Annotated in this window: 18 protein-coding genes; 4 read left to right on the top strand and 14 right to left on the bottom strand. The window is 56.3% G+C overall.

Going from position 1 to position 24,885, the window contains the following annotated elements:
• Window positions 1-33 precede the first annotated feature (33 nt).
• The 3 genes from ligD to H8K04_07950 all read right to left on the bottom strand — a co-directional run bounded on the left by ligD (window position 34) and on the right by H8K04_07950 (window position 4,622).
• A complete protein-coding gene (ligD, locus tag H8K04_07960; GenBank protein UVT17459.1) occupies window positions 34-2,691 on the bottom strand; it encodes a DNA ligase D in 2,658 nt (885 codons plus the stop codon).
• Between the two features lie 84 nt (window positions 2,692-2,775).
• On the bottom strand, window positions 2,776-3,789 hold the full coding sequence (locus H8K04_07955; protein ID UVT17458.1) for an aldehyde dehydrogenase: 1,014 nt from the start codon (window positions 3,787-3,789) through the stop codon (window positions 2,776-2,778).
• Window positions 3,790-3,881: 92 nt separating this feature from the next.
• The gene (locus H8K04_07950) at window positions 3,882-4,622 is read right to left on the bottom strand and encodes a PRC-barrel domain containing protein (GenBank protein UVT17457.1); all 741 of its coding nucleotides are present in this window, start codon (window positions 4,620-4,622) and stop codon (window positions 3,882-3,884) included.
• A 449-nt stretch (window positions 4,623-5,071) separates the two neighbouring features.
• Here H8K04_07950 and H8K04_07945 point away from each other — a divergent pair, with 449 nt between their 5' ends.
• Both H8K04_07945 and H8K04_07940 read left to right on the top strand, forming a co-directional pair.
• A complete protein-coding gene (locus H8K04_07945; GenBank protein UVT17907.1) occupies window positions 5,072-6,400 on the top strand; it encodes a cytochrome ubiquinol oxidase subunit I in 1,329 nt (442 codons plus the stop codon).
• 2 nt (window positions 6,401-6,402) lie between these two features.
• Window positions 6,403-7,440 (top strand): cytochrome d ubiquinol oxidase subunit II, encoded by a 1,038-nt coding sequence (locus H8K04_07940; protein UVT17456.1) that lies wholly within the window; start codon window positions 6,403-6,405, stop codon window positions 7,438-7,440.
• 98 nt (window positions 7,441-7,538) lie between these two features.
• Here the strand turns inward: H8K04_07940 and H8K04_07935 are convergent, their stop codons facing one another.
• A complete protein-coding gene (locus H8K04_07935) occupies window positions 7,539-10,730 on the bottom strand; it encodes a PAS domain-containing protein (GenBank protein ID UVT17455.1) in 3,192 nt (1,063 codons plus the stop codon).
• A 307-nt stretch (window positions 10,731-11,037) separates the two neighbouring features.
• Here H8K04_07935 and H8K04_07930 point away from each other — a divergent pair, with 307 nt between their 5' ends.
• Complete coding sequence (locus tag H8K04_07930; protein UVT17906.1) at window positions 11,038-11,280, top strand: hypothetical protein; 243 nt, start codon at window positions 11,038-11,040, stop codon at window positions 11,278-11,280.
• Window positions 11,281-11,450: 170 nt separating this feature from the next.
• On the opposite strand, the gene H8K04_07925 is transcribed toward H8K04_07930, so the two are convergent.
• The 5 genes from H8K04_07925 to H8K04_07905 all read right to left on the bottom strand — a co-directional run bounded on the left by H8K04_07925 (window position 11,451) and on the right by H8K04_07905 (window position 17,097).
• Complete coding sequence (locus H8K04_07925) at window positions 11,451-12,212, bottom strand: ROK family protein (protein UVT17454.1); 762 nt, start codon at window positions 12,210-12,212, stop codon at window positions 11,451-11,453.
• Between the two features lie 8 nt (window positions 12,213-12,220).
• Entirely contained in the window at window positions 12,221-13,381 is a 1,161-nt protein-coding gene (locus tag H8K04_07920) for a Gfo/Idh/MocA family oxidoreductase (protein UVT17453.1), read from the bottom strand.
• A gap of 162 nt (window positions 13,382-13,543) precedes the next feature.
• On the bottom strand, window positions 13,544-14,467 hold the full coding sequence (locus H8K04_07915) for a YihY/virulence factor BrkB family protein (GenBank protein ID UVT17452.1): 924 nt from the start codon (window positions 14,465-14,467) through the stop codon (window positions 13,544-13,546).
• Window positions 14,464-16,035: a DUF748 domain-containing protein gene (locus tag H8K04_07910; GenBank protein UVT17451.1), complete on the bottom strand. Its 1,572-nt coding sequence runs from the start codon at window positions 16,033-16,035 to the stop codon at window positions 14,464-14,466. Before H8K04_07910 ends, H8K04_07915 begins: the two co-directional genes overlap by 4 nt.
• 207 nt (window positions 16,036-16,242) lie before the next feature.
• Window positions 16,243-17,097: a hypothetical protein gene (locus H8K04_07905; protein UVT17450.1), complete on the bottom strand. Its 855-nt coding sequence runs from the start codon at window positions 17,095-17,097 to the stop codon at window positions 16,243-16,245.
• Between the two features lie 618 nt (window positions 17,098-17,715).
• On the opposite strand from H8K04_07905, the gene glgX reads away from it, so the two are divergent.
• Window positions 17,716-19,851: a glycogen debranching protein GlgX gene (glgX, locus tag H8K04_07900; GenBank protein UVT17449.1), complete on the top strand. Its 2,136-nt coding sequence runs from the start codon at window positions 17,716-17,718 to the stop codon at window positions 19,849-19,851.
• 47 nt (window positions 19,852-19,898) lie between these two features.
• On the opposite strand, the gene H8K04_07895 is transcribed toward glgX, so the two are convergent.
• The 5 genes from H8K04_07895 to H8K04_07875 all read right to left on the bottom strand — a co-directional run bounded on the left by H8K04_07895 (window position 19,899) and on the right by H8K04_07875 (window position 24,633).
• On the bottom strand, window positions 19,899-20,249 hold the full coding sequence (locus H8K04_07895) for a hypothetical protein (GenBank protein UVT17448.1): 351 nt from the start codon (window positions 20,247-20,249) through the stop codon (window positions 19,899-19,901).
• A gap of 14 nt (window positions 20,250-20,263) precedes the next feature.
• Window positions 20,264-21,721 (bottom strand): cytochrome B6, encoded by a 1,458-nt coding sequence (locus H8K04_07890; protein ID UVT17447.1) that lies wholly within the window; start codon window positions 21,719-21,721, stop codon window positions 20,264-20,266.
• A 26-nt stretch (window positions 21,722-21,747) separates the two neighbouring features.
• Window positions 21,748-22,278, bottom strand: a complete 531-nt coding sequence (locus H8K04_07885) for a DUF4142 domain-containing protein (GenBank protein UVT17446.1) — start codon at window positions 22,276-22,278, stop codon at window positions 21,748-21,750.
• 48 nt (window positions 22,279-22,326) lie between these two features.
• Window positions 22,327-23,502 (bottom strand): alpha/beta hydrolase, encoded by a 1,176-nt coding sequence (locus H8K04_07880; protein UVT17445.1) that lies wholly within the window; start codon window positions 23,500-23,502, stop codon window positions 22,327-22,329.
• Between the two features lie 522 nt (window positions 23,503-24,024).
• The gene (locus tag H8K04_07875; protein UVT17444.1) at window positions 24,025-24,633 is read right to left on the bottom strand and encodes a DUF2383 domain-containing protein; all 609 of its coding nucleotides are present in this window, start codon (window positions 24,631-24,633) and stop codon (window positions 24,025-24,027) included.
• Between the last annotated feature and the right edge of the window lie 252 nt (window positions 24,634-24,885).

The raw sequence follows: 24,885 nt of genomic DNA, 5'->3' as shown, positions 1-24,885 counted from the left end.
TTGACGATGGGCACACTCTGCCGGAACGACAACTCAGAGCGAGAGTCGGCGAGAGGTACCGAGACCGGTCATCATACTCGTCGTGACATGCTGTCGGACCGTCTCATACCCAGCCCACGGATCGTCGGCAAGCTCCGACAGCCGTTCCTCGATGTTGTGCATGGTGAACTGATCTGAGCGCAGCGATGGAGTCAACTCGTCCCAGGCCAGCGGAGCAGAAAGCGGAGCCCGCGGTTTGGCACGCGTCGAGTACGCTGCCACGGCAGTCGCCCCTCGCCCGTTCCTGAGATAGTCGATATACACCTTGCCTTTGCGTACTCGTTTCGACATGTTGTCGGTAAATCTGGCAGGAATCGTTCGTGCCATGTGTCCGGCCACTGACTTCGCGAAGTTCTTCACCTCGTCCCATGAGTGCCGTCGCTGTAATGGCACCACGACATGCAACCCTTTTCCACCCGTGGTCTTGACGAATGACGTCAACCCCAACTCTTCGAGCAGGGTTCTGACAAGAAATGCGGCTTCGACGACTTCACGCCACGGCACATCCGGAGCCGGATCCAAATCCAGCGTCATACGGTCGGGACGATCCAGCCGATCTTGCCTCGCTCCCCAGGTGTGGAATTCGAGGACGCCGAGTTGCACGAGCGCAACCAAGGCAGCGGTTGTGTTCGCCACCATATTGCAGGCGCGTCCATCCGATGCATCGACCTCGACTCGATCGATTGCCTCATGGATCTGATCCGTCGCGTGCTTCTGATAGAAACACCCTGTGTCGTATCCTTCCGGGCAACGGACCAACGTCAACGGACGTCCACGAACATGAGGCAAGATCGCGTCTCCGATCCGCTGATAGTACTGCGCCAGCTCGAGTTTCGTGATGCCGTCATGTGGAAACAACACCCGATATGGATTCGTGATCTCGATACCCGCCACAATCGCCGCACGCATCGGCTTCCGATCTTGACGAGGATGTCTCGTGCGGTGCACGCGGCCAGCTGCGCGCTTCGATTCGCGGGCCGCCTCGCCGGCCGATCGATCTTTCGTCGGCTGATTCGCGGGGGGGTGCACCGCCGACTCACGGACAATGGCGTTGGCCGGCTTGTCATCGCGCAGACCCAGGAACGCGGCCTGGCGAAGGAGGCCTTCGTGTGTCCATTCGGCAAAACGTACTTCAACGACCAATTCCGGTTTGACCCAGTGGACTCCTTTTGCATCCCCACCCGTCGGCGGATCGATAAATGCCGGCCGTGGTTGTTCATGTCGCTGCAAGACCCTATGGAGTTGAGACAATCGATCCTCTGAGAATCCCGTCCCGACTCGTCCGACATAGACCAATCCTCCCGGTTTCTCATATACACCGAGCAAGAGCGCTCCGAATCCGCGCCGGGAGCCCGACGGTTCGGTATAGCCGCCGATGACGAATTCTTGGCGACGTCGACACTTTACTTTGACCCAGTTTCGATTTCGGCCTTCGGTATATCGCCCGTCCACTCGCTTGGCAATCAGCCCTTCGAGTCCTCGGCTACAAGCCGTCTCGAAGACTGTGGGTCCCTGGCCAAGGGTATGGGCGCTGTATTCCACCAGGCCGCTCTCCGGCTGCCCGCGTAGAAGCGACGCTAAAAGGCGCTTGCGTTCGTGCAAAGGGGACGATCTAAGGTCTCTCCCGTTGAAGAACAAGAGATCGAAGACATAGTACACACGCCGGCCATACCATCCACCGTCAAAGGCATTCTGCAATGCTTGAAAGCTCATCGACCCGTCCGATTTTATGGCAACGAGTTCGCCGTCCAGCCATGCATTTTCAACGGACAATCGGCCGGCCGCCTTCACGTGCTCGGGCAACTTTTTGGTCCATTCCCGACCGTTTCTTGAAAAGAGTTGCACTACGCCCAGCTCGATTCTGCACAGCATGCGATACCCGTCATACTTCAGTTCATGGATCCAACCTTCTCCCTCCGGAATCTCATCAACGAGCGTTGCCAGCTGAGGCGATATCCATTCGGGGCACTTGACCGTATCCACGCTGGTTCTTGATCCCCGTTTCTTCTTGAGGTTCCGGGAAGTCTTGCTACGCTTTCCGTCACCGGACGCACGATGAGAGTGCCATACGTCGGGTTTGGTCTCCGCGATCTCTTCCATGCTCTTTCCGCTTATGACGCTGTGGGACGACGTGAGACTTGAATTCGACCTAGTCGCCGTCCGCGCATGCTGGTCTCGTTCCTTGATCAGAAGCCAGTTTTTACCGTCTGCGTTTTCTGTTCCGCTCATCCGCACCAGCGTCCAGCGGCCTTGTAACTTTTTTCCGAACAGGGAAAATTTCATCCGGCCCTTGTGATAGGCCGTTCGGGGATCTCCATCCGGTTTCCACTGACCCTGATCCCATACCATGACCGTGCCGGCGCCATACTGTTTCGGCGGGATGATGCCCTCGAAAGCGGCATATTCCATGGGATGATCTTCGACGTGCACTGCAAGCCGTTTGTCGGCCGGATTCAGACTGGGTCCCTTGGGAACCGCCCAGCTTTTCAGCGCCCCATCCAATTCAAGCCGGAAATCATAATGCAGGCGGCTTGCAGCGTGCTTCTGGACGACGTAGATCAGCGGTGAGGAAGGTTTCTCTCTCGACCGTGAGCCTCGTGGTTCAGGCGTCCGGGAGAAGTTTCTTTTCTTTCTGTATGGTGTCAAACCCATAAAATGTTCAGACCCAAGCGCAAGCAGCCGATGTATGGGCGGAACCCCCACCGATACGTTGAAGCAGAATCGGCTCCTGCTCCCCTACGCTTCGACAGGAACGATGAGGGCCATCGAAAGAGCTTGCCGAACCATCTGGCTTGCATAACCCCACTCATTGTCAAACCAACTCATGACCTTGACCAGATTGCCGTCCACAACCTGCGTCATGTCCACATCGATAATCGAGGCGCGCGGATCCTGGATGATGTCGGACGACACAACCGGATCTTCCGTCACTCCCAGGACCCCCGCATAGCGGTCACTGCGCGCCTCCTCCAAAAACATCGCGTTCACCTCCCCGACGCTCGTCTCCCGTTCCGTCAGCATCACGATGTCGGAGAGCGAACAAATCGGGATGGGAACTCGTATGGCCGCCGCCTGAAATCGCCCTTTGAGAACGGGCAAAGCGCGGGTTGCCGCCAGAGCGTCCCCTGTCGATGACGGCACAAGGTTGGTCGCCGCCGCTCGCCCCCGGCGTTTCCTCGTATGCGGCCCATCGACCAATGCTTGGCCGGCCGTGTAGGCATGCGCAGTCGTCATCACCGCCTTCACCAACCCGAGATGGCGATGAATGATTTCCACGACCGGTGTCACGCAATTCGTCGTGCAATCGGCGCACGACAGGATCGGCCCGGCCTTTTCGTCATACGCATTCACACCGTAGATGACGGTGGGAATCTCCTCGTCCTTGGCCGGCGCCGAGAGGATGACCCGCTTCGCTCCGGCTTCGAGATGTTTGGAGAGCGCGGCTCTGGTATCGAACTGCCCGGAACATTCGAACACCACATCGACTGCCAGTTCCTTCCACGGAAGATGAACCGGATCGCATTCCGCAAGCACGGGATACACACGGTCGGCCATCGTGATGCCCTTCCGATCGGCTCCTACTCGATTGGGATAGCGGCCGTACACCGTGTCATGGTTGATCAGGTAGGCCAACTCGTCGGGCGAAGCCGGATCGTTGATCGCGACCAGCTCAAGCTCCGGTGTGGTCGCGAGAATTTTGAACGTGGCGCGCCCGATTCGCCCCAGCCCGTTAATTGCGACTCGCATCATTCCATGGCCCTTTCTCCGGAGTTGAAGTTGATGTCCGTCTTCTCCAAATCCTGTATGATGCCATGCGCATGGTCCGCCTCGTCGCCCTACCCTCACTCCTTCCCGTAGTGCTTAAAGAGTTCTATTTCATAGTCCGGGGTGATGAGTTTCGATGGATCATAGTCCGGCGCCGACTGGATAGCATGCCGGGTGAGCGGAATAGTAACCGATCGGCTGGGCCAATCGATTCGTTCTATCCGTCCGGTTTGCAGCAACACCTTCTTGCCCGGCAGCCAGTTTCTCGTGTCGATCTCCGCATACCGCACAACCCAGTCCTCATCATCTACGACCAGGTCCTCGATGTGGCCGATCTCCCCGTCTCGCGCATGGATTGCATAACCGGTCACTTCGGCACTGCTGCGAAGATGTCTCAGTTCCGAAGGTTCCGAAAGGAAAGGCTCATCCACACCCGCCGTAGCCGTTTCAGGATCTGGAACCGGACTTTCCCACACCGTCGTGCCTGGTTGCCAGTACGGTGCCCATCGAAAGTGCCGATAGTATGCCTCCTCATACTGTCGTGATATCGGTTTCACTTCATCGATCGGTGGAGCCTGCTCGATCTGTTCTTTCCGCAGATTGAATTTCATGGATGCGTTGGTATCGTCGATACCAGCCACTGCGATCGGAGCAATGAGCACGTTCCTGCCAAAAAGCCAATTGCCTGTCTTTACGATGAGATATCGGACCGCCCAGCTGTGATCGTCAAAATAGAGTTCTTGCACGCTTCCGACTTGGCCATCCATCGCGCACAGCGTCAATTCGGTGATTTCCCGCACGCGTCTGAATTGTTTCATGTTCTCTTCCCATTGATGAAGAATTGAATATGCACCCTGTTTTCCTGCTGACGGGGCAACCCCTTGTTCATAAGAGATGCTCGATCACCGTTGCCAGGTGATGAAGAGCAAATTTCGCAAAGGCCATACCAGAGACAGGATGTCTGCATAAGGATCGTTTGGCATGGGACCAGTGGCCGATTACTCACTCATTTGGGTATCGATATTGCGTCTGCACAAACCTTATACGGCAACCGGTTGCAGCAGTCACCGAAGGTCATTGTTCTCTCGCGAAAAGCTGCGCTGGAATCTTATGTAAATTCCGATTCGCCGGACTTACGGTCTTCGTTCCCTAGAGGACTATCTTGTCCTCAGAGAGACAATTAGTCCGGTCGGTTGCGGTGCTATTTCTTGGAACACCATCCTATCCTTCTGACCTCCTCGACATTATCTGATGAGAGGCACGTATGATTTCGGACCTCCTTGCCGCCCGATCTCAGATGGCCATGTCGCTGGGTTTTCACATCGTCTTTGCCGCGCTGGGTATCGCCATGCCGGTATTGACCGCTGTTGCCGAGTGGCGCTGGCTGAAAACGAAGGATGAACAATTCCTCGCGCTGGCGAAACGATGGTCGAAAGGCACCGCGATTTTGTTCGCTGTCGGCGCTGTGTCGGGGACCGTTCTCTCGTTTGAGCTGGGCTTGCTCTGGCCTTCGTTCATGGAACGGGCAGGTCCCATCATCGGACCTCTGTTCGGACTTGAGGGGTTCGCATTCTTCACAGAAGCGATTTTTCTCGGGATCTATCTCTATGGGTGGTCGCGCATCTCGCCTCGCGCACACTTCATCGCCGGGCTGATCGTTGCGGCGAGCGGAACTGCATCTGCGATTTTCGTCGTCACGGTCAATGCGTGGATGAACGCGCCCACCGGGTTCGACCTCGTCGACGGGACGTTCACCAATGTCAGACCCCTATCCACGTTGTTACACCCGGTTGCATTTCATGAAACCTTGCACATGTTGTTGGCGGCATTCGCCGCGAGCGGGTTTCTCGTGGCCGGGGTCCATGCATTTCTCCTCCTGCGCCACCCATTGAATCGATTCCACAGGAACGCGCTCGTCATTGCGCTTCTGGTCGGAGGTATTCCGGCCGTCCTTCAACCGTTGAGCGGAGATTTGATCGCTCGGGCGGTCGCCGATCACCAGCCCGCTAAGCTGGCCGCGATGGAATCACTGTTCACCACGAAACCGGGAGCGGATTTCGTAGTCTTCGGCCTTCCCGATGTTTCCACGCAAACCGTCGACTTTGCGTTGCATATTCCCAACGGATTGAGTCTCCTTCTGCATGGAGATCCGCGGACGGTGGTACCGGGACTCGATCGGATTCCCCGTCAAGATTGGCCGCCCATCGCCGTCGTTCATGTCGCCTTTCAACTCATGGTCGGCTGCGGATTGGCGATGGCCGGAACCGCCGTCTGGGCCGCGTGCCGCTTATGGAAAGGACAACTGGAAACTGACCGGAGTCTCTTGCGCACGTTGGTCGTCATTTCTCCGCTTGGATTCATCGCCATTCAGGCCGGTTGGGTGGTGACCGAAGTGGGGCGGCAACCGTGGATCATTCAAGGACTCATGCGCACCTCCCAAGCCGTGACACCTATGCCCGGCCTCTGGATCCCCATGGTGACTTTCTCCGCCTTGTACATCGTCCTGGCCGGAGTCGTCGTCTGGGCGATGTGGCGTCACATCGCGGCTGCGGCTGTCGTCCCTCGCGAGCGGAAGGCAGAAAGGAATGCGGCCTAACGATGCCCCCGTATGAACTCATCCTCGCCGCCGCGCTGGTCGGGGCCCTTACCTTTTATCTGCTGTTCGGTGGAGCGGATTTCGGAGCAGGGATCTGGACACTCTTCGCAATGGGGCCGCGCGGGCAGCCTCAGCGTGCTTTGATCGACCAGGCCATCGGTCCCATTTGGGAAGCCAACCACGTCTGGCTCATCATTGCCGTCGTGATTCTCTTTACGGCCTTTCCTCCGGCTTTTGCGGTGATCTCGATACGGCTGCACATCCCCTTGACCTTGATGCTGATCGGCATCGTATTGCGAGGCACCGCGTTCGCGATCCGGACTCACGACATCACATCGCGTCCGGACGGATTCACGGGTGCGCCGCCGATTTGGCACAGGATTTTCGCTTGGTCCAGCGTGATCACGCCCACCATGCTGGGAATCGTCCTTGGAGCGATCGCATCGGGACGCGCTGCCGGACCGACCGATACCATCCGAGAAACGTTCGTCGATCCGTGGCTGGCGCCATTTCCCTTCGCGGTCGGCCTCCTCGCGACGGCATTGGTCGCCTATCTCGCCGCCGTATATCTCATCGTGGAGAGTCGAGACCCGTCCTTAAGCCGTCTCTTTCGTCACCGCGCCATTATGAGCGGTGCGCTCGTCATCTTATTGGCCGCCATCGCCCTGTTCCTTGTCCGCGAAGGAGCTCCGGAAATCTATCGGGGCTTGGCGGACACTGCGGTGGGTCGTGCAACGATAAGCGCCACGGCGCTGGTGCATTTTGCGGCCCTGTGGGCGCTCGTCACTCAACGTGATCTGTTGGCTCGATTTCTTGCTGGGACAGGGGCGATCGCCATCCTGTGGGGCTGGGCTCTGTCGCAGTATCCGTACCTGGTTGAGCCGTCTGTCACCATCTATGATGCCGCCCCGCAGGGAACATTGGACATTTTGCTGGCAAGCCTGCTGTTGGGATCCGTCGTCCTCTTTCCCTTTCTGTTTTACTTGTACAACTTATTCAAGGGAGACGTGCTCTCGCGCCCGGCACAGTTCAAATCCTGAGACCGCCGACTCGTTGCCCGGCTTCAGGATAAGCAAACGCACGCCACGTGTCGGAATGGGATCGGAAGGGGGGCCGCCGTGGTTTCAACCCCGAGTGCTCAGGTGAGATTGAAGGCTGATGCGCCGACTTCATGAATAATTGCGTCGTGAAGCTGGTCAACGGCCTTGTCTTTTGTGAGGACGGTGATTGCTCCGGCTCGTTTCATTGCGTCGCTGTTGTCGTCGCCGGTGTTGACCGAGATGCCGATGACGATGGTCCCGGGCCACTTGGCTTTAATGCGCGCCGTGGCGTCAATCCCGTTCATCTTCGGCATGTTGATGTCCATCACCACGACTCTAGGCTGCAGCTCTTGGACGAGTTTCACGGCTTCTTCCCCATCCCGTCCCTCCCCGACCACTTGAAGATCCTTGTAGGCATCCAGCACGGTACGAAGGCCCTCCCGCACCATGGCGTGGTCGTCCACCAGAAGAACCCGAGTGGCCGTGTTCTTCAGGTGCGATGAATGTTGGAGGCCAAGCGCTGAGTCCGGCGCTTCGAATCCTTCAGAATTCAATACTGTTGAATCAGGTCTTCTCGGCACACGCAGCATGATCGTCGCCGTCGTCCCCTGGCGCGGCGCCGAGTCAATCGCGAACGACCCTCCCAGCGCTCTCATACGTTCTCTAATACTGAAGAGCCCAAACTTGGAGGAGAGCCCGCTGCCAGAAGTCCCTGCGGCGGCAAGGTCGAACCCGTTCCCCTCGTCGCGCACCGTAATCTCCAAACAGTCATCATACTGGACTAGCCTCACCGTGGCTTGCCCTACTCCCGCATGCTTGGACGAGTTGATCAACAGTTCCCGCACGGATTGGAACAAAAGGATCTCTTGGTCTTCCGGCAGCTTGAGCCCGTTGTCCTCCGGAACGATAACCGCCACCGATAGCTCATGTTTCTTCATGGACTCGCCCAGCCATTTGAGTCCGGCAATAAGCCCGTGGTCACGCAGCACCGGAGGACTGAGTTCCGAGACGAGCGTGCGGGTATAGCTCAGAGCATCGGACAACATCTCGTCGACTTTATTGAAAACCTTTTCGCAGGCGGGTATTCCGATTGCCGCCTGCTTACCCTGTCCAATGGTCAACTTACCGAAGACGAGCATCTGTTGCAGATGGTCATGCAGCTCTGTGGCAAGTCGCTTGCGTTCACGCTGCTCGGTCAGGTTCAGCTCGGTGGCCATGGCACGCAGCCGGTTCTGCGACTGCACGAGTTCCTTCGTGCGCGCCTCGACCTCTCGTTCCAATTCCTCAGTGGACTGCTCGAGACGCAATTGGGCTTCTTTTCTATCTGTAATATCCATGTTGACGCCTACCATGCGAATCCGCCGGCCCTCCGCATCGCACAACGTCTTGGCCTTCGCGTAGACCCACCGAAGGGCTCCATCAGGGCGCATGATGCGATACTCGTATTCCTGAGGCTTGCTAGGATCTTCCATGGATCTTGCCGCTCCCGCTTCAGCGGCCGCGAGATCTTCCGGGTACACCAAGCGACGCCACGCGGCATAACTTCCGTCGAAGCTTCCGGGCAGCAACCCCCATATTCGTTCCAGCTCGGGGGACCACACCCCGCGCTGCGCCACGATATCCCAATCGAAGGTGCCGACGCCTCCGGCCGTCTGCGCCAATTGCAACCGTTCTTCACCTGCACGGATCGCTGCTTCCATCTTCAGACGATCGGTGATGTCCAGCGCAATCCCGCATAATGCGTACGGGTTGCCGTCGGCATCGCGCCGCAGAAACTTCTGAACCAATGATGTGTGCCGCCCGTCCACCTGTGGAACATATTCTTCGATGGTCAGCAATGTGCCGGATTCCCACACCTGTCTATCATTCGAGACAAATTGGTGGGCCAACTCGGCAGGAAGCAGCTCCTCGTCAGTCTTGCCATAGGCGGATTCTCTCTCGAATTGGAACAAACGGGCAAACTGGTCATTGAAAAAGAGATAGCGCCCTGCGCGATCCTTCAGAAAAATCGCCGCCGGGGCGCGATCCAAAATGGAGCGGAATTGCTCTCCGGTGTTCCGTACGGCCTCTTCCGCCCGTTTGTAGTCGGTGATATCCTCCGCGACTCCGGCCACAAGGTTCCCGATGCCCAACGGTTTGCCACAATCCCGCACCCACCGGATCGTTCCGTCCGGTTGCACCACCCGATACTCACTGTCATACCCTCCTGCGTGGATATGCGCGAAGAACTCGTTTCTGACCCGTTCGCGATCTTCCTCGTGAATCGCTTCGAACCAGGTCTGGAAATAGTCGTAGAGCTGCTGTACGTTTCGCCCCCATATTTCTTCAAATGCCTGGCTGGCATAGATCACCTTGCCTTGATTCGGATCGACAATCCAAAATACGTCGCCGATTCCCTCTACCAGCGTGCGAAACCGTAGTTCGCTCTCGCGCAAAGCTGCTTCAGTCTTCACCTGCGCCGTAATGTCCGTCAGTGTGACCAGAACACGGCGCCACTGAGGGTCTCGTTTCGGCGCCACCAGAGAGAAGCGAACGGTCAACGGTTCGCCGGTCAACGTCTGAAGCGGCGCCTGGTGGTCGAGCATGTCCCGGCCTTCCGCTATAGCCACCAGCTCTTCCAAGAACACATCAGCGGTCTCCGGCACGAAAATCTTTTCCAGGGATGTAAGCAATTCCTCCTTGGAATTCGCTTTGAAGAGCCTGACGGATTCTGGATTCACATCGCGGATCTTTACCAGGGGGATGGTCCCACGCACGACCGCCGGGTGACTCTCCAGATACTTACGTAGATCCGTCATGGCTTCCTGTTCGCGGAGTTCGTCCAACGCGACCTTCACGGCCGACCAATCTTCCTCCCAAATCGACACCGCAGCGCTCTCGAAGATATATTGATACTTGGCTTCGGTTTCGCGGAGCTCTTGTTCGCGCACCAGTGCCAACTTCGTCTGGAGTTCCGCCTGTCGATGAACTCGTCCGGTTATCTCAACGAGAAAGATCATCAAACCGTTTAACCCTAAAAACACCAGAAGGGCGGTGGCATGTTCTGCATTCGTCATGGGGTCGAGGAACAAAATCCCCGACAACACCATCGACATCAATGTGGCAGCCAAACCGTATTTCCATCCGGCGATGACCGTGCTGAACATGATCGCGGGATAAAAGGCTATGAAGGTGTATCCCGATCCGAATATGGGTGTCAGCGCAAGGCGAAAGACCGTCGCCGTCGCGATGGCGGTCATCATCAGGAGAATAGAATGCGTCGTGCTGAGTCTTGAGAAAAGTCGATGCATTCGCGCGCCGGTTTGGGAATTGCCGCACGGCTGCTCCCGTGCGGAGCTGAGTGCGCTACAGTACCGGCCGTCAGCTTTAGAGCCAGCCAACAGACGAGTTCATACGCCATATGAAAAGTGGCGGTATTGTACGCTCCTGCCACAAGTTGCACAAACTAGGGTTCTTCCTAGGGACGCGGCACCTGGGGACGATCCTAGTGCGTGATCGCGTCTTATGCACGTATGGTGCGGAGAGTCGACAATGTCCCTTAATAGAATGGAGGCGGTAATGAAGACGAAAATGTTGCTGGGTTTGGCGGTTGCATTCATGTCACTTTTGAGTCTTGTGACGATCGGTACTGCCGGTGAGACAAAGGCCAAGATGGAAAAGGCCAAAGGAGAGGTCAAGGGCGAGATGGAAGAGGCCAAGGGCGAGGTGAAGGCTCTCACGGAAGAAGCCAAAGGCAACGACATGAAGGCAGCGGGAGAGCGGGCGAAGGGCAATATCAAAGGTGCGGTAGAGAAAGGAAAAGGACAAGCCAAATCATTGAAGGAAAAAATGAAGGACTAGGCTTGATGATTCCGGCATTGCTGCCGGAGCGGCGGAGATCGCCACCCCTGTGATTAGTCCTGACCATCTTCGCGTCCTACTGATCACAGGGGTATGTGACACGAGCGCTAAAAATGACAGTACCTTGGCGACTGATCCATATGAGACGCGGATGAGCACAACACCCTTGATCACTTACTGGCTGCCGATTCTTTGGTAATGTGCGACTCCTGCCAAAGGGCAATGCCGCCAAGGACTCCGTTGAGATTGGACACGATCGTGACATTCCCGGGAAGTAGTCTGATATCGACCATTGCGGCATTGCCTCCACCGATATAGAGTCGGTCATACTGAAACATCCGCTCCAGTTTGGCGACGACTTTTCCCAGGCGCCGGTTCCATCGTTTTTTGCCGATGCGCTCTAATTCTTCCCTGCGAAGTCTGTTCTTTCCGACTCTCACGTTCGGGACGAGCCGTCCATCGACGAACAGCGACGACCCGACTCCTGTACCCAAAGTGAGAACAAGTTCGAGTCCATTCCCGGATATGGCGCCGAAGCCTGCCATATCCGCATCGTTCGCCGCTCGCACCGGCTTGCCGAAAATGGCGCTGAGTATCTTTGTCAGATGAAAGTGGTCCCATTCCGGCCCCAAGTTCACCACACCGGTAGTGACACCCGAACGTACGGTTCCAGGAACTCCTACCGATACACGATCGAATTTCCCTGCCTGCTTGGCCAACCTCTTGATGACCTTAACAACGGCGGCAGGCGTAGTCGTCTCCGGGGTGGGAACCCGAAGGCGCTCGCCCATCGGTTCGCCGATTTCATTGAGGACCAGCGCTTTGATGCCGGTCCCTCCTATATCGACCACGAACGTGCGGATAGGCGCGGAAGGGACATGGGCAGGAGCTGGTGTTTTCTTCGCGTTGATGTTGCGGACTTTGCTGTTCATGTGGCTGACTACAGGGAAGGAGATTCGACATTCACCAGCTTCGGCTTGGAAACCGGCGGCCGCCATATGACCTGATCGGAGGAAGGCCACTCCTTCTTTTTCGGCAATGACAACCGGACTGGACGGCCGGTTCGCGCCGAGCGATAGAGGGCCTGAACGATCATCACATCAATAAGCCCTTCCCGGCCGGATGGTTCCGGTGTGGTGTTCCGGAGGATGCAATCTGAGAAGTAGAGCAGCTCGGGCGCAAATTGATCCCCTGCCTTGTAACGATGCGATCGGCTTGCTCCGTTCAACACGCGCTGTTGATCGAGAGATCCGGCATATTCGAATGCTGGACACAACCTGACCTGCCCTTTCGTCCCTATCACCTCGTACGACGACGCATCGGCCGCGCCAAAACTGCAGATGAATGTGGCCACCCGATCACCGGGGAAACGGAGCCAGACGGCGGCCATTTCATCGATCTCACGAAATCTTCGATCGGTGCCTCGCACGATGGAGGCGCTCGCTTCGACGGGGTTGTCCTTGAAAACATATCGGGCGGCGTTAATGCAGTAGACCCCGATATCATACAATGATCCACCGCCAAGCCCGGCTTTGACACGAATGTCACCGGGGCGCACCTGCATTGCGAAGACCGAATTGAAGAACCGCAGATCGCCAAGCTTTCCGGATTGAGCCAGATCCACCGTACTCATATTGGCTTCCTCGAAATGAAGCCGATAGGCGACCATGAGTTTGACGCGTGCCTTCTCCGACGCCTGAATCATGCGCCGGCATTCCTGTTCCGTAACCGCCATGGGCTTTTCGCAGAGCACATGAATTCCCGCCTTCGCGGCACGGACTGCAAAGTCACAATGAACACTGTTGGGAAGCGCGATGTACACGGCATCGAACGCGCCCTCTTTCAGACATTGGTCATATTGCCGATAGGAATATCGATGAGGCACATCATATCGCTTCGCCAATTGTTTCAGCTTATTGGAATCGTCGGATATCAAGGCGGTCAGCTGGGAGTTCCTGCCGGCGTGAGAGAAGGCGGGAAGGACTGCCACCTGAGCGATATGGCCGAGCCCCACGACTGCATACCGGACACGCTTCGACTCTGCGCGATGGCGCCTGCGAGTCTTTCTTGCACTATTCAAACTGATGCTTTTGGATCCCATGTTTCACTTATCCCCGCCGATGCTCACGATAGCACGCACGACTGAATGTGCCACCTGCCAGGTTCCCTAGGTAATCAGCATGCAATAACACTGTTTACGGCGTGGTGACGTATAGGCCTTAGCGCGTTGCGGATTTCTGGGTTTGAGGAGATGGTGAGCGGTCTATACGGCCGCTTCCCGTCCGGGGTTACCTAAAGTGGCGGCCTTGTCGATCTCGGAATTGATCTCTCCACCTACCAGAAGAACCATTCCGCTCCAATAGAGCCACAGCATGAGCACGATGACACCGGCGATGGACCCATACACTTTGTTGTAATCGCCGAAATTATCGACATACAGCTTGAACCCAAGCGACACCACGAACCACATTGCCACGGCAAATACCGATCCGGGCGATACCCAACGCCAATTCTGGCGGATATCTGGGCATACGTAATAAATTACCCCCACGACGACCAGCATGATAGCGGCTACGACAGGCCATTGCAGGAGGTTCCACGCCGCGACAAATACCCATCCCATTCCGACCACATCGGCAATCCATATGCTAAGGCGGGGTCCATACAACACCAAGGTCAAAGAGAGAATGACGAAGCCTGCGAGTCCAATGGTGAGCAATATTGCCGTGACGCGCACCCTCCAAAATGGCCGACTGTCCGTTTTGATGCCATACACGACATTCAGCGCATCTATCATTGCCGTTACCCCGCTCGATGAGGCCCAGATCGCCCCCACCCCGCCGAGTGAGAGGATATTGATACCGCTGCCCTCCGCGACCTGCTTCAAGAATCGTTCAACCATGGAAAGAGCGTCATTGGGCAATACCTGGCGGAGGTAACTCATCAGTTCGGGCATGTAATTTTGCACCGAGAACACTCCCATGAGCGCCGTGAGGAAGATCAGCGCGGGAAACAGGGCCAGCAGGATGTAGTAAGACAGTTGAGCGGCGCGGCCCAACAGTTCGTCTTGAAGAGTTTCGTGCCAAAGTCTTCGGCTCAGTTCCCGAAGCGACAACCCTCCGAGCTTCCAGGGATTGTACATGGGCGATTCGCGGGTGAGTGAGGATTCGGCTGATGCTCGACTCATGTGTGGCCTTCGAACCCTGGAAGAATGGCTTTGAAGAAGGCGTTCTGTACGAGTTTCTCGATAATTTGCCAGGTGTTGGCCTGTGGATTTTCGACCGGCCCCGACACGTCGCCTTTTGTTGCGACTTCGTCATGCGACACATTCTCCAATAATGACATCACTCCATCCACCACGGCCCTGTACATCTTTTCAGATAGGGCCTTGTTTCGATCCTTTTTCGGATCGTACACCTCGACATCCTGGAGCAGCGGCTTGACATACCCATCGATGCGGTTATTCTTCACCGTGAGTTCGCTGAACAGCGCAAACTTACCGTGGTGCGTATCGACATTGCCGTAGGCTCGCAAGAGGTCGTTGAGCGTGGCGACATCGGTTTTGATGATTCTCACCGCTAGATCGAAATCCGGTCGTGGCTTTTCCGGTCGAAACCTTCCGATGACGACCATTGGGCCGCTGGCCATGAACTTACCCGTGATCTTCACCACACCGGTGCCTTCCTCGAGCCGGTTACTGAAATTGTCCAGATCTCCGTTCAACTCCGATAAGAACACGCGATACTCTGGATTAGTCGACCGATTGACGAACCCCACCTCGCTATCGAGAATCTTTCCATGCCCGACCTTGAACACGAATGACGGATCGCGGTGTGCCTTCGCCGCCTCCTCAGCTCCCCGCTGAAGTTGACGCCGCTGTGTGAGTTTCGTCTCCTCCCTATACAGGTAGCCGATCTTGGCGCCTTCCAGTACGAACGATTCCAATGCGATGACCATCTGCTCTCCATATTTGACTCTTCCTTCCGCCATGAACACTCCGTCCCCGATCATCAGATTGTGGCTTCCGGCAAGCGACATCAAATCGGCAATGCGCAGCCCGTTGAGCTTGACCGTCGCATCGACCGAGGGAAACGGTTTGGCCAGTAGATTCGCACGTCCGTCGATCTCCATGCGCGCATCAGCGAACAGCCTGGTCGTGATATGGACCTCCACGGGATAGGATTGATCGTCCGTCGGTCGATTGGTAAGGTTGCGCGCCGTGATGTTGAGCTCCGTCATGCGGATTGGTCCCCCGGCCGGCTGTCCGGCATACCGCACTTCACCATTTCGAATAAAGAGCGCCGCTTCGACCGGCGCCAGGTCAGAAATCCGGTCCTGCCAAGAAACACGTTTCTGCTGCACAGCCCCATCGTCCATAGTGGCGGATGAGAAGTGCTGCTGCGTCACAGAAAGGACGGGATCGTTGAGATAAATATCGACCGCCATCTCTCCGGCTAAGAGGGTAGTGAACTGCACATCGAGCACGATTTCCGGCACGCTCGCCAGCGGCGGATCCGGATGAGCCTCTTGCCGGACAATCACGTTGCGAAGTACTACAGACAGGGTGAGTGGGTGTAGATCGAGCCTGCCGATATGGAAGCTGTATCCATCTACCGCCTGATTGACGTATTTCTCAACATACCGACGAAGCGGCTCTTTCGTGAAGTATGCGCCGCCTAGGAGAGCCACCATGAGAATGGCCACACTGATGACCGTCCACACGGGCCAAGACGGTGTTGTCTGGGGTGGGTCCATATATAATCAGCGGCACAGGTCCCGAGCACAAACAATACATCTCATCATCGCCTGGAGCTTGTCGCAATCCACCTGGTAACGTCCCTTGGGAGGGCTGGCAGGAGAATTCAGCGCTTTCCGGAATCGCTCAATTCGCCGGAGAGAAACCTAGAGGCGATGATCTTGCTGCAACCGGTGTGCACACGCATGGCCATACTGATGATTCCACTATGTTTCCTCTTCTTCCGCTGCTTGATGGATCAGCACTTCGCGCAACAATGTCTCCAGGTCCTGATGCATCAGTTGAACGCTGGATTCAAGTTGCTGCAACATCGCTTCTCGGATGTGCAGATCGTCCGCATCATAGATTCCCCCGGGTCCAAGAAGCAGAGCCATTCGTTCTTTTTCCAGTCGAGAACCGGGCTCGCCGAGCCGGCCTTCCGCATGCCAGTCCTGGATCAATACGTCCCGTAAACTCTGCCCATGGAGGTCACGTCGACTGGGTTTCGTTAGGAACTTCCAGATACGTGCAGAGTAGTACTCCTGACTCTCCTGTCCGTGCCAAAGCTGTTCGAGATGGTTGTGCGGATGCCTGAACTCTTGCCTCACTTTTGTGAAGTTCGCTGATGTCCCGAACAATACCTCCATCGTGCCACCGGCTATGGAAATGATATGAGCCGTATTACCGGCGCCCGTCGCGATACCGAGTCCCCCTGTCATCACGTTGACGAGACCGCCGATCACGACCGATAAGATCGTTTGCGACTTGCTGCGCGTCTCCTGAATGTCCTTGAGCCGGTCCTGAACTTCATCGGCGCGGCGGACTTCACATTCCAATTCCGCAACCAGGCTCGAAACTTCCAGAGTTGCGAGCTGCACTCTCGTGAGCAACCTCCGTCTGACCTTATTGGTTTCGATCTTGTCACCGCGCTTTACTTCCAGACGTGCAAGATCATTGAGCAAGGGAAGCATTTCCATCGTATCGGCTATCTCGATCGCGGTTGAGCTATAGACCTGAACGGCTTCCCCAGCTTGCAACATCGTGGCGTCTGCAGAAGAGGATTGAGCTCTATAGACGGGCATGTTTTTTGAGGCAGTCTCAGCCGAGATACAGCCACGAGCGAAGCTGTATGTGGACTTGGTCGGCGGCAGTGTCGCGGCACAACCAGAAGTGAATAGAGTAACCAGTACGAGGGATACGAATGAGATTCGCTTGTCGCACGGAATCTTCACAATCCCAATCCGCGACTGAAGCAGATTTTGGTGTGGCTACAGTGCAAGCTCCTGTGCGTTTTCTGCGCACTCACTTGCATAGAATCCACGGTTCCGCCATTGCAATCCATAGGTCTTAGGTTGAGTCACTATTGACAACTCCTTGAATTGATTATCTATGGGAAAGTCAATTGCGGATGAACTGGGATTTCCCCTAAATAGCCGGACTTCGGAGCTCATGCATGAGACAAAAGTCTTCAAATTGGTTTCGGGCCTCCATATGAGCCAAAGCCGACTTGTGGTGAGAACCTGCGATATGGCATACCGATCGGACAATCTCCCGCATCTCCATAATCCCCGTCCGCCCGGCTGGTCCCCGTTCTTCGCAAAAGACGCCGACTCCCGTACTAGGGATAACCAGGGTAGTTATATTGCGCTGGTTGCCATAACATAGGCCGATTACACTCATTTTGCTGAGAGGTTACCGACATGCGTACATGGTCCGGAACGCCATTCCCATTAGGCGCCAATTGGGACGGTCAGGGAATCAACTTTGCCCTGTTTTCTGAGAATGCGACGAAGGTCGAGCTCTGTCTATTCGACCGTGCGGATGATCCCAAACCCTCCGTTTGTATCCCGATCGAAGAGCAGACCAACCAGGTATGGCACATTTACATGCCGGAGATTTTTCCCGGACAGCATTACGGGTATCGCGTTCATGGCCCCTATGATCCCAAGCAAGGGCATCGTTTCAACCCCGCGAAACTGCTCATCGACCCTTACGCCAAAGCGGTGGCGGGTAACGTGCAGTGGTCCGAAGGGCGTATGTTCGGCTATCGAATCGGCGACCCGCAAGCCGACTTGTCGATGGACGATCGAGACGATGCCGAGTTTATCCCCAAGAGTGTCGCGGTCGATTCCTCGTTCACGTGGGGGGCCGACAAGCTGCTCTGCACTCCCTGGGATGAGACGGTGATCTATGAGGTGCACGTCAAGGGACTGACCGCCCGTCATCCGGAGGTCCCGGAGGCCCTGCGCGGGACGTATCTGGGCATGACCTCACCCGCTGTCCTGGATCATCTCAAAACCCTCGGCGTGACCGCCGTCGAGTTGCTGCCCGTTCATCACTTTGTTCGCGATCAGCATCTGCACGATCGCGGACTCACGAACTATTGGGGCTACAATTCGATCGGGTTTTTCGCGCCTGACATCCGGTACGCGCATTCCCAAAAGCGCGGGGAGCAGGTGCGCGAATTCAAGACGATGGTGAAGACCCTGCACAGCGAGGGCATCGAAGTCATTCTTGACGTGGTCTACAACCATACCGCGGAAGGCAATCAGCTGGGCCCGACACTGTGCTTCCGGGGCATCGACAACGCCGCCTACTATCGTCTGGTGGACAACGACAAACGCTACTACATGGACTACACCGGATGCGGCAATACACTCAACATGAACCACCCGCGCGTGCTCCAGCTCATCATGGATAGCCTGCGCTACTGGGTCGAAGAGATGCACGTCGACGGGTTTCGCTTCGATCTTGCGTCTACCCTCGCGCGAGAGCTGCATGACGTGAACCGTTTGGGTGCGTTCTTCGACATCATTCATCAAGATCCGGTCCTCTCCCGTGTCAAGCTGATCGCCGAGCCATGGGATTTGGCCTCAGGTGGGTATCAGGTCGGAAACTTCCCTTTGGGCTGGGCCGAATGGAACGACAAGTACCGTGATACCATCCGCCGTTATTGGAAGGGCGACGGCGGACAAGTGTCCGAATTGGGCTACCGGCTTTCAGGCAGCAGCGACCTGTACGAACGCAGCGGCAAACGGCCGTACGCGAGCATCAACTTCGTGACCGCCCATGACGGCTTCACGCTCAACGATCTCGTGTCATACAACGAAAAGCACAATGAGGCGAACGGGGAAGAGAACCGGGACGGAACCGACAATAACCAAAGCTGGAACTGCGGCGTGGAGGGCCCGACCAATGATCCGGCTATCATGGCCTTGCGCGAACAGCAGAAGCGCAACTTCCTCACGACACTGCTCTTCTCCCAGGGTGTCCCCATGCTGTGCGGCGGCGATGAGCTCGGCCGCACGCAGGGAGGGAACAATAATGCCTACTGTCAGGACAATGAGACCAGCTGGTTCGACTGGGACGTGAAAGACCGGGATCGTCAGCTGTTGGCGTTTGTCCAGCGACTGATTCGATTACGGCGCGAACAGCCCGTGCTGCGCCGACGTCAGTTTTTCCAAGGACGGCGTATCCGTGGATCGGAAATCAAAGACATCGCCTGGTTCCGACCGGACGGCCATGAGATGACGGACCAAGATTGGCAAGATGCGCACGCCCGCTCCCTCGGCGTACGCCTGTCGGGTGATGCCATCCATGAGAAGGACTACAAAGGACGGCCTATCCACGGCGATACCTTACTGCTGCTGTTCAATGCCCACCACGAACAGCTCCCGTTCGTCCTCCCCGCGCATCAGCGTGGTGTTCGATGGGAAAGAATTCTCGATACGAGTGATCCGGAATCATTGGATGATCACAGGCAATTGCGAGGCGGCAAAACGTATGACCTCAATGCTCGTTCCATCGCCGTGCTACGGCTGCATAAGACGCGTTAACCCTCTTCGCGTGACCGGCCCGAATCGCTCGTAAGTCTCGCGCCGGTCTACCCTCCTTCACCAGGCAGCTTCTTGCTCGGCACGGTACCACCAGGGACAGGGCCGCCCGGAAGCGTGCCGCCGGGCACCGTCCCGCCGGGCAAGGTCCCCCCTGGAACGGTCCCACCCGGAACCGTTCCACCGGGGAGTGTCCCCCCTGGAACGGTCCCTCCAGGAACTGTTCCACCCGGAAGTGTACCCCCAGGCAGTGTACCTCCGGCCGGTGTATTGGTTAACCCAGATTTCTCCGTCTGTTTGCCGGCGGTGGGAAGCGAGGTCTCGGCTGCTCCAGGTGAAACTGCGAACACCACCAACCAAGCCGATAATCCTATTGCGAGGGTTGTAGGAGTCATGCTCATGACAATTCCGACCTTTATAGCGCCCGTAAAAATGCCGCCAGCGCCTTCTTCTCCTCTTGGTCGAGTTGAAGGCTCCCGACGACGTTGAAGAACTCCACCGTATCTTCCAATGTCGGCAATCGGCCGTCATGTAGATACGGCGGCGAGTCCTTAATCCCTCGCAACACGAACGTTTTGATGGGTCCATCGGCTAACGCGCCGAACCGTTCAAGATGCAGATCGTGCATTTGATGATCCGCATAGGAAGGCGGCATGTGACAGGCCGCACATTTGGCTTTTCCAAAAAATAGATCTTCGCCGCGCGCTTCCAGTTGAGTCGCCTGCGTTCGATCCAATCGTCCGGTCATAGGATCCAGATGCGGCGCCGGAGGGAAATCGATGATACTTTGCATCTGACCCATGTGCGCGACCTGCAGACGATCGATCATGTTGATCCCCTTTTTCATGGCACGAATCGGATCACCGTTGAAATAGGCCGTGCGCTGCTCAAATTCGGTAAAGTCCTCTAGAGATCGGATGGCTCGTTTCGAGCCGTGAATCTGCTGGTTGTACATTCCACGCAGGCTGGTAGTGTCGAGCCGGAACCGCTGCATCTGCGGTCGTGTGTCCGGATTCAAATGGAATTGTCCGGTGGTATGGAAGTTGACGTGGCAATCCAAGCAGGTGACTCCAAGGCTCGGGTTCGCCGTCTTTCGATCGTGCGTGAGATTGAATTCCTCCTGTGGAAACTGGGTCACGAGCAAGCGCAGTCCGTCCAGTTGCGTGTGTGTGACCAAGCCCCGAAACAGACGATCGAAATTATCGGCATTCAACACCTCCCCCTGCGAGACGTCGCCAAGCTCAGGGTGCGTCGTCAGAAAAATCGGCGGCGGAAATTCAGGGAGCCAACATTCGGGCAAATCAAAGTCAACGTCGACCCGTTCCAGTCTGGGGAATTGTTTGACTTGTACTTGGGGGAAAACCTGCCCCCCCACCGCATGTTTCGGGTGGGGTAAGCGATCGAACCCTGCGGGAAAGAGATGCCGACGCTTGATGTCCTCGGCCGATGAGCGACCCAAAGATTCCCACGTGACACTCGAGGGCAATTTGACGACAGGTCCGACTGGTTGCGGTTTTCCTTTTGTCATCGTCTGGCCGGACATGCGCTTACACGACAGATCGTATCGCTCTTCCAACAGTTTCCGTTGTTTGGTCGTGACCTCCGGCTTTTCCGCAATGTCTTTCTTCATGACCTGTTCGGCCATCTTCTGCGGGTCTTGCCCCGGCGGAGCGCCGAACACGTCGTAATAAAAATCCACTCCGTCAAAGCCCTTGGCTTTTGTCTGCTCGATAGATGTGTCTTGGCTCATCTGATGCCGCCCATCGGGCGAGATCTGTGCATGGCCGGAACGAACGAGCAGTGCCGCAACAGCAGCCGTGAGAACCAAGGCTGCTCCGAATGACACCGTTGTATGACTGGGTCCGCGTTTCATACGTTCATCTCCACCGGTTGCAAGGGTTAAGGATTCGTCTGCAGTGAATATTTCACTTGTCGCGCCTTTTCCCGATGGGCCTTCAAAATCGGCACAATCGAGATGATCCACTGCTTGATGTCTTGGTCTTGTGCCGTCTTTGCCTCGCGCTGGAACTCCTCCAGAGTCGTCTCATGGTTCTGCAGAATATAGTTCATGTAGGCGCGATCGAAGGCATGACCGGCGAGTTGAGATAACTCGTTCACCCGCTGCTTGTGTTCCTGATTGACTCCGGCGGAGAGCTGCACGCCGTCCTTCATAGCCAGTTGTTCGACTTGCTGACCGGCCTTCTTGTGGTCATCGACCATTTGCTGTCCGAATTCCTTGACACGCTCGTTCGTCGCGCGTTGAGCCGCAAGTTGGCCCAGGGATATTTCGATCTGGTGTTTTTCCGCCGCTTTGTTCAGAAATGACTGAGCGTTTGCTCGTGCTTCTGGTGTTCCTCCGAACGCATCATTTGAAGCGAAACTTGCCACCGCTGCAAGCATGGCGAGATACATCGAAACGAATCGCAGCATAGAATTACCCTTTGTTAATGTACGCACCGCTCATATCGCCGATGCGCTCTACTCCTGAAGCGGTTCTACTGGTACTGGGCGCCCTGAGCGGTCGTCATAACGGCCCAAAACAGGATCGTCGAACGACCCGTTCATATCCCTCGCAACCAATCGCACGGCCTTCTTGGCATCGCTCACCACTGCTCCCATCCCGAAAAATTCGTGCGTGACTCCTTCGTAATTATGATAGGTCACGGGGACGCCCGCTTGGAGCAGGCGCTCGGCATACCGTTCTCCCTCCGACCGCAGTGGGTCGATTTCTGCCGTGATGATGGTGGCCGGCGGCAGCCCTTTCAGATCCTGGACATTCACGAGATCAATCCATGGATTTCTGCCATCGCTCGGGTTGTTTAAGTATTTTTCGAAGAACCAGACCATCATCGACTTGTCCAACGGTTTAGCTTGAGCATTTTCTTGATAGGACGGGGTATTCAGGTCATACCCGGTTACAGGGTAGATGAGCGCCTGGTGCACCGGCAGGAGCTCTCCACGCCCGCGCGCCATCAGACATACCGCAGCCGCCAGATTGCCGCCGGCGCTTTCACCGGCCACAGCCACCATCGCCGGATCTCCACCAAAGCTTTCGGCGTTGCGCAGCACCCATTGATAGGCTGCGTAGGCATCCTCATGAGCCGCCGGAAACTTATGCTCCGGAGCTTTACGATATTCGACCGAGACCACAATGGCACGCGCAGTCTTCGCAAGGGCCCATGCCGAAGAGTCGTAGGTGTCAATCGTGGCGATCACCCACCCTCCCCCATGAAAATACACAATGACGGGAAAGGGACCTCGTCCTTCCGGTGTGTAGATGCGGATCGGCAGCGCACCGCCGGGGCCAGGAATCGTCCGGTTGTTGGTCTTTCCGACCGCTCTAGGCACCGTCTCCCGATTCCGTTCGCGCAGCAACGCTGCGACGGCATCCGCCGGCGTCGGTTGCGCTCGAGCATCCTCCGCCGACAGCGAAGCGATGTGTTTGGGGTTCAACCCTTGAAGCTCCGTGAGTACCACGGCCATATCTTTATCGGCTCGTGCTTTCGTGGCCGCCATCTCCTGCCTCACTTCCTTGGCCGGAGGCGTCTCGACCTTGCGATAGCCGCCGCCGTAGGTTTCCGTTTGTGACGTTTGACAGCCCATAAGGGCCTGCAGGCCGAACAAAAGGGCCATATGAAGAATTGATTGCCTCATGCTTGGTCTCCAGTTCTCGTTTGTTCAATCACGCCGTTTCCCTGTCGACTCAAGATCCTCATTGGGATTCTTCGAAGATTCCCACACAACGACAACGCTTATATGCGCCGATCAACAACTACCGTGAGTGTTTTATCTATCCCTCAATGGCGTGCCGCTGACGACTAGCATGTTCCCCAGATGTGTTGATAAGCGCGCATCGCCCGATCTGTGAGGTGCTCAACTTGTCGATGAGGAGTCTGTAGCGGATATCCGACGGAATGATTCGCGGGCTTGGCAAATCTTATTGCGTTCCAGTCTGGGAGAGATCGAGATTGGTCGCCTGATCTTTTACGGGGCGCGGCCCTTATAGCGCGCGCCCAGGCTTGCCTTGAGAGTCGTCTATGCGGTCTTTTGTTGCTTACGTGAAGATTTTGGCTTCACTCGTTCCTTGATGGCCAGGCTTTCTGACCCAGTTGTTCCCATTCAATTTCCGCTATTAAGAATTTCTCTCCCGTGCGCAAATTGACCTGTTGCGCCCCGTCAGGACTTAACCTTAGTTTGCTTGGCTTTTTCCGGAACCTCATCACCAAAGTACAGCTGGTGCGAATTCCGGTTCGTATCCGGCTGCACGGCGAACAGCAGGTCCGCCATTTCATCCGCATGCTCTTCTTCTTTGGCCAGAATGCCTTCCAACATGACTCGGGAAGTGGGATCCTTGTCGCCGAAGTACCGCACCATCTCCCTATAGCTCTCGATGGCAATGCGCTCGGCGATCAGATCCTCACGGATCATATCGGCCAATGAGGTGCCTTCCCGATATTCGCTGTGGCTGCGTTCCGCAATCACGGAAGGATGAAGTTCCGGCTTGCCTCCCAACTGCTTGATTCGCTCCGCGAGTTCATCGGCATGGGCCTGCTCCTCCTGGGCATGCTCCAAGAATTCGTCCTTGACTGCGGAAGAATTGATGCCGGTGGCCATGAAATAGTGGAATCGATAACGAAGCACACACATGTACTCGGTGGCCAGCGCATCGTTCAACACTTTGATGGCCTGCTCTCGATCCAACCCATACCCTTCGGTCATGGACCCTTCTTCGATATGCTTACGTGCCCGGTCCCGAATGGCCTGAATGTTGTTAGCAAACTGCATAAGATTTCCTCACCTTCTTCCCTCGATATGAGGGACGCTGTTCACACTAAGGTGTGCACAAAGCCTGCCGCTCAGCTTCTATTGAGCCCAGATGACATTTCCTCAGAACAATGACCGGTCACTACGACAACAGTGCGCATATTTCACCATAACCACGGACAATCTGTCTGAACATGGACATTCTGCATGAGTGCTTCGGATAGACATCGGCATGGCGTCGTGGTCTTAGGTCATGCTTCCTCATGACGAACC

Source organism: Nitrospira sp., from assembly GCA_024760525.1.
Taxonomy (GTDB): Bacteria; Nitrospirota; Nitrospiria; order Nitrospirales; family Nitrospiraceae; genus Nitrospira_D.
The sequence above is the reverse complement of the archived record's forward strand: the minus strand, read 5'-3'. Positions and strand labels throughout refer to the sequence as shown.

Coding starts and splice junctions, on each gene's coding strand:
- ligD (UVT17459.1), bottom strand. CDS start 2,691: ATGGGTTTGACACCATACAGAAAGAAAAGAAACTTCTCCCGGACGCCT.
- H8K04_07955 (UVT17458.1), bottom strand. CDS start 3,789: ATGATGCGAGTCGCAATTAACGGGCTGGGGCGAATCGGGCGCGCCACG.
- H8K04_07950 (UVT17457.1), bottom strand. CDS start 4,622: ATGAAACAATTCAGACGCGTGCGGGAAATCACCGAATTGACGCTGTGC.
- H8K04_07940 (UVT17456.1), top strand. CDS start 6,403: ATGCCCCCGTATGAACTCATCCTCGCCGCCGCGCTGGTCGGGGCCCTT.
- H8K04_07935 (UVT17455.1), bottom strand. CDS start 10,730: ATGCATCGACTTTTCTCAAGACTCAGCACGACGCATTCTATTCTCCTG.
- H8K04_07930 (UVT17906.1), top strand. CDS start 11,038: ATGTCACTTTTGAGTCTTGTGACGATCGGTACTGCCGGTGAGACAAAG.
- H8K04_07925 (UVT17454.1), bottom strand. CDS start 12,212: ATGAACAGCAAAGTCCGCAACATCAACGCGAAGAAAACACCAGCTCCT.
- H8K04_07920 (UVT17453.1), bottom strand. CDS start 13,381: ATGGGATCCAAAAGCATCAGTTTGAATAGTGCAAGAAAGACTCGCAGG.
- H8K04_07915 (UVT17452.1), bottom strand. CDS start 14,467: ATGAGTCGAGCATCAGCCGAATCCTCACTCACCCGCGAATCGCCCATG.
- H8K04_07910 (UVT17451.1), bottom strand. CDS start 16,035: ATGGACCCACCCCAGACAACACCGTCTTGGCCCGTGTGGACGGTCATC.
- H8K04_07905 (UVT17450.1), bottom strand. CDS start 17,097: ATGCCCGTCTATAGAGCTCAATCCTCTTCTGCAGACGCCACGATGTTG.
- glgX (UVT17449.1), top strand. CDS start 17,716: ATGCGTACATGGTCCGGAACGCCATTCCCATTAGGCGCCAATTGGGAC.
- H8K04_07895 (UVT17448.1), bottom strand. CDS start 20,249: ATGAGCATGACTCCTACAACCCTCGCAATAGGATTATCGGCTTGGTTG.
- H8K04_07890 (UVT17447.1), bottom strand. CDS start 21,721: ATGAAACGCGGACCCAGTCATACAACGGTGTCATTCGGAGCAGCCTTG.
- H8K04_07885 (UVT17446.1), bottom strand. CDS start 22,278: ATGCTGCGATTCGTTTCGATGTATCTCGCCATGCTTGCAGCGGTGGCA.
- H8K04_07880 (UVT17445.1), bottom strand. CDS start 23,502: ATGAGGCAATCAATTCTTCATATGGCCCTTTTGTTCGGCCTGCAGGCC.
- H8K04_07875 (UVT17444.1), bottom strand. CDS start 24,633: ATGCAGTTTGCTAACAACATTCAGGCCATTCGGGACCGGGCACGTAAG.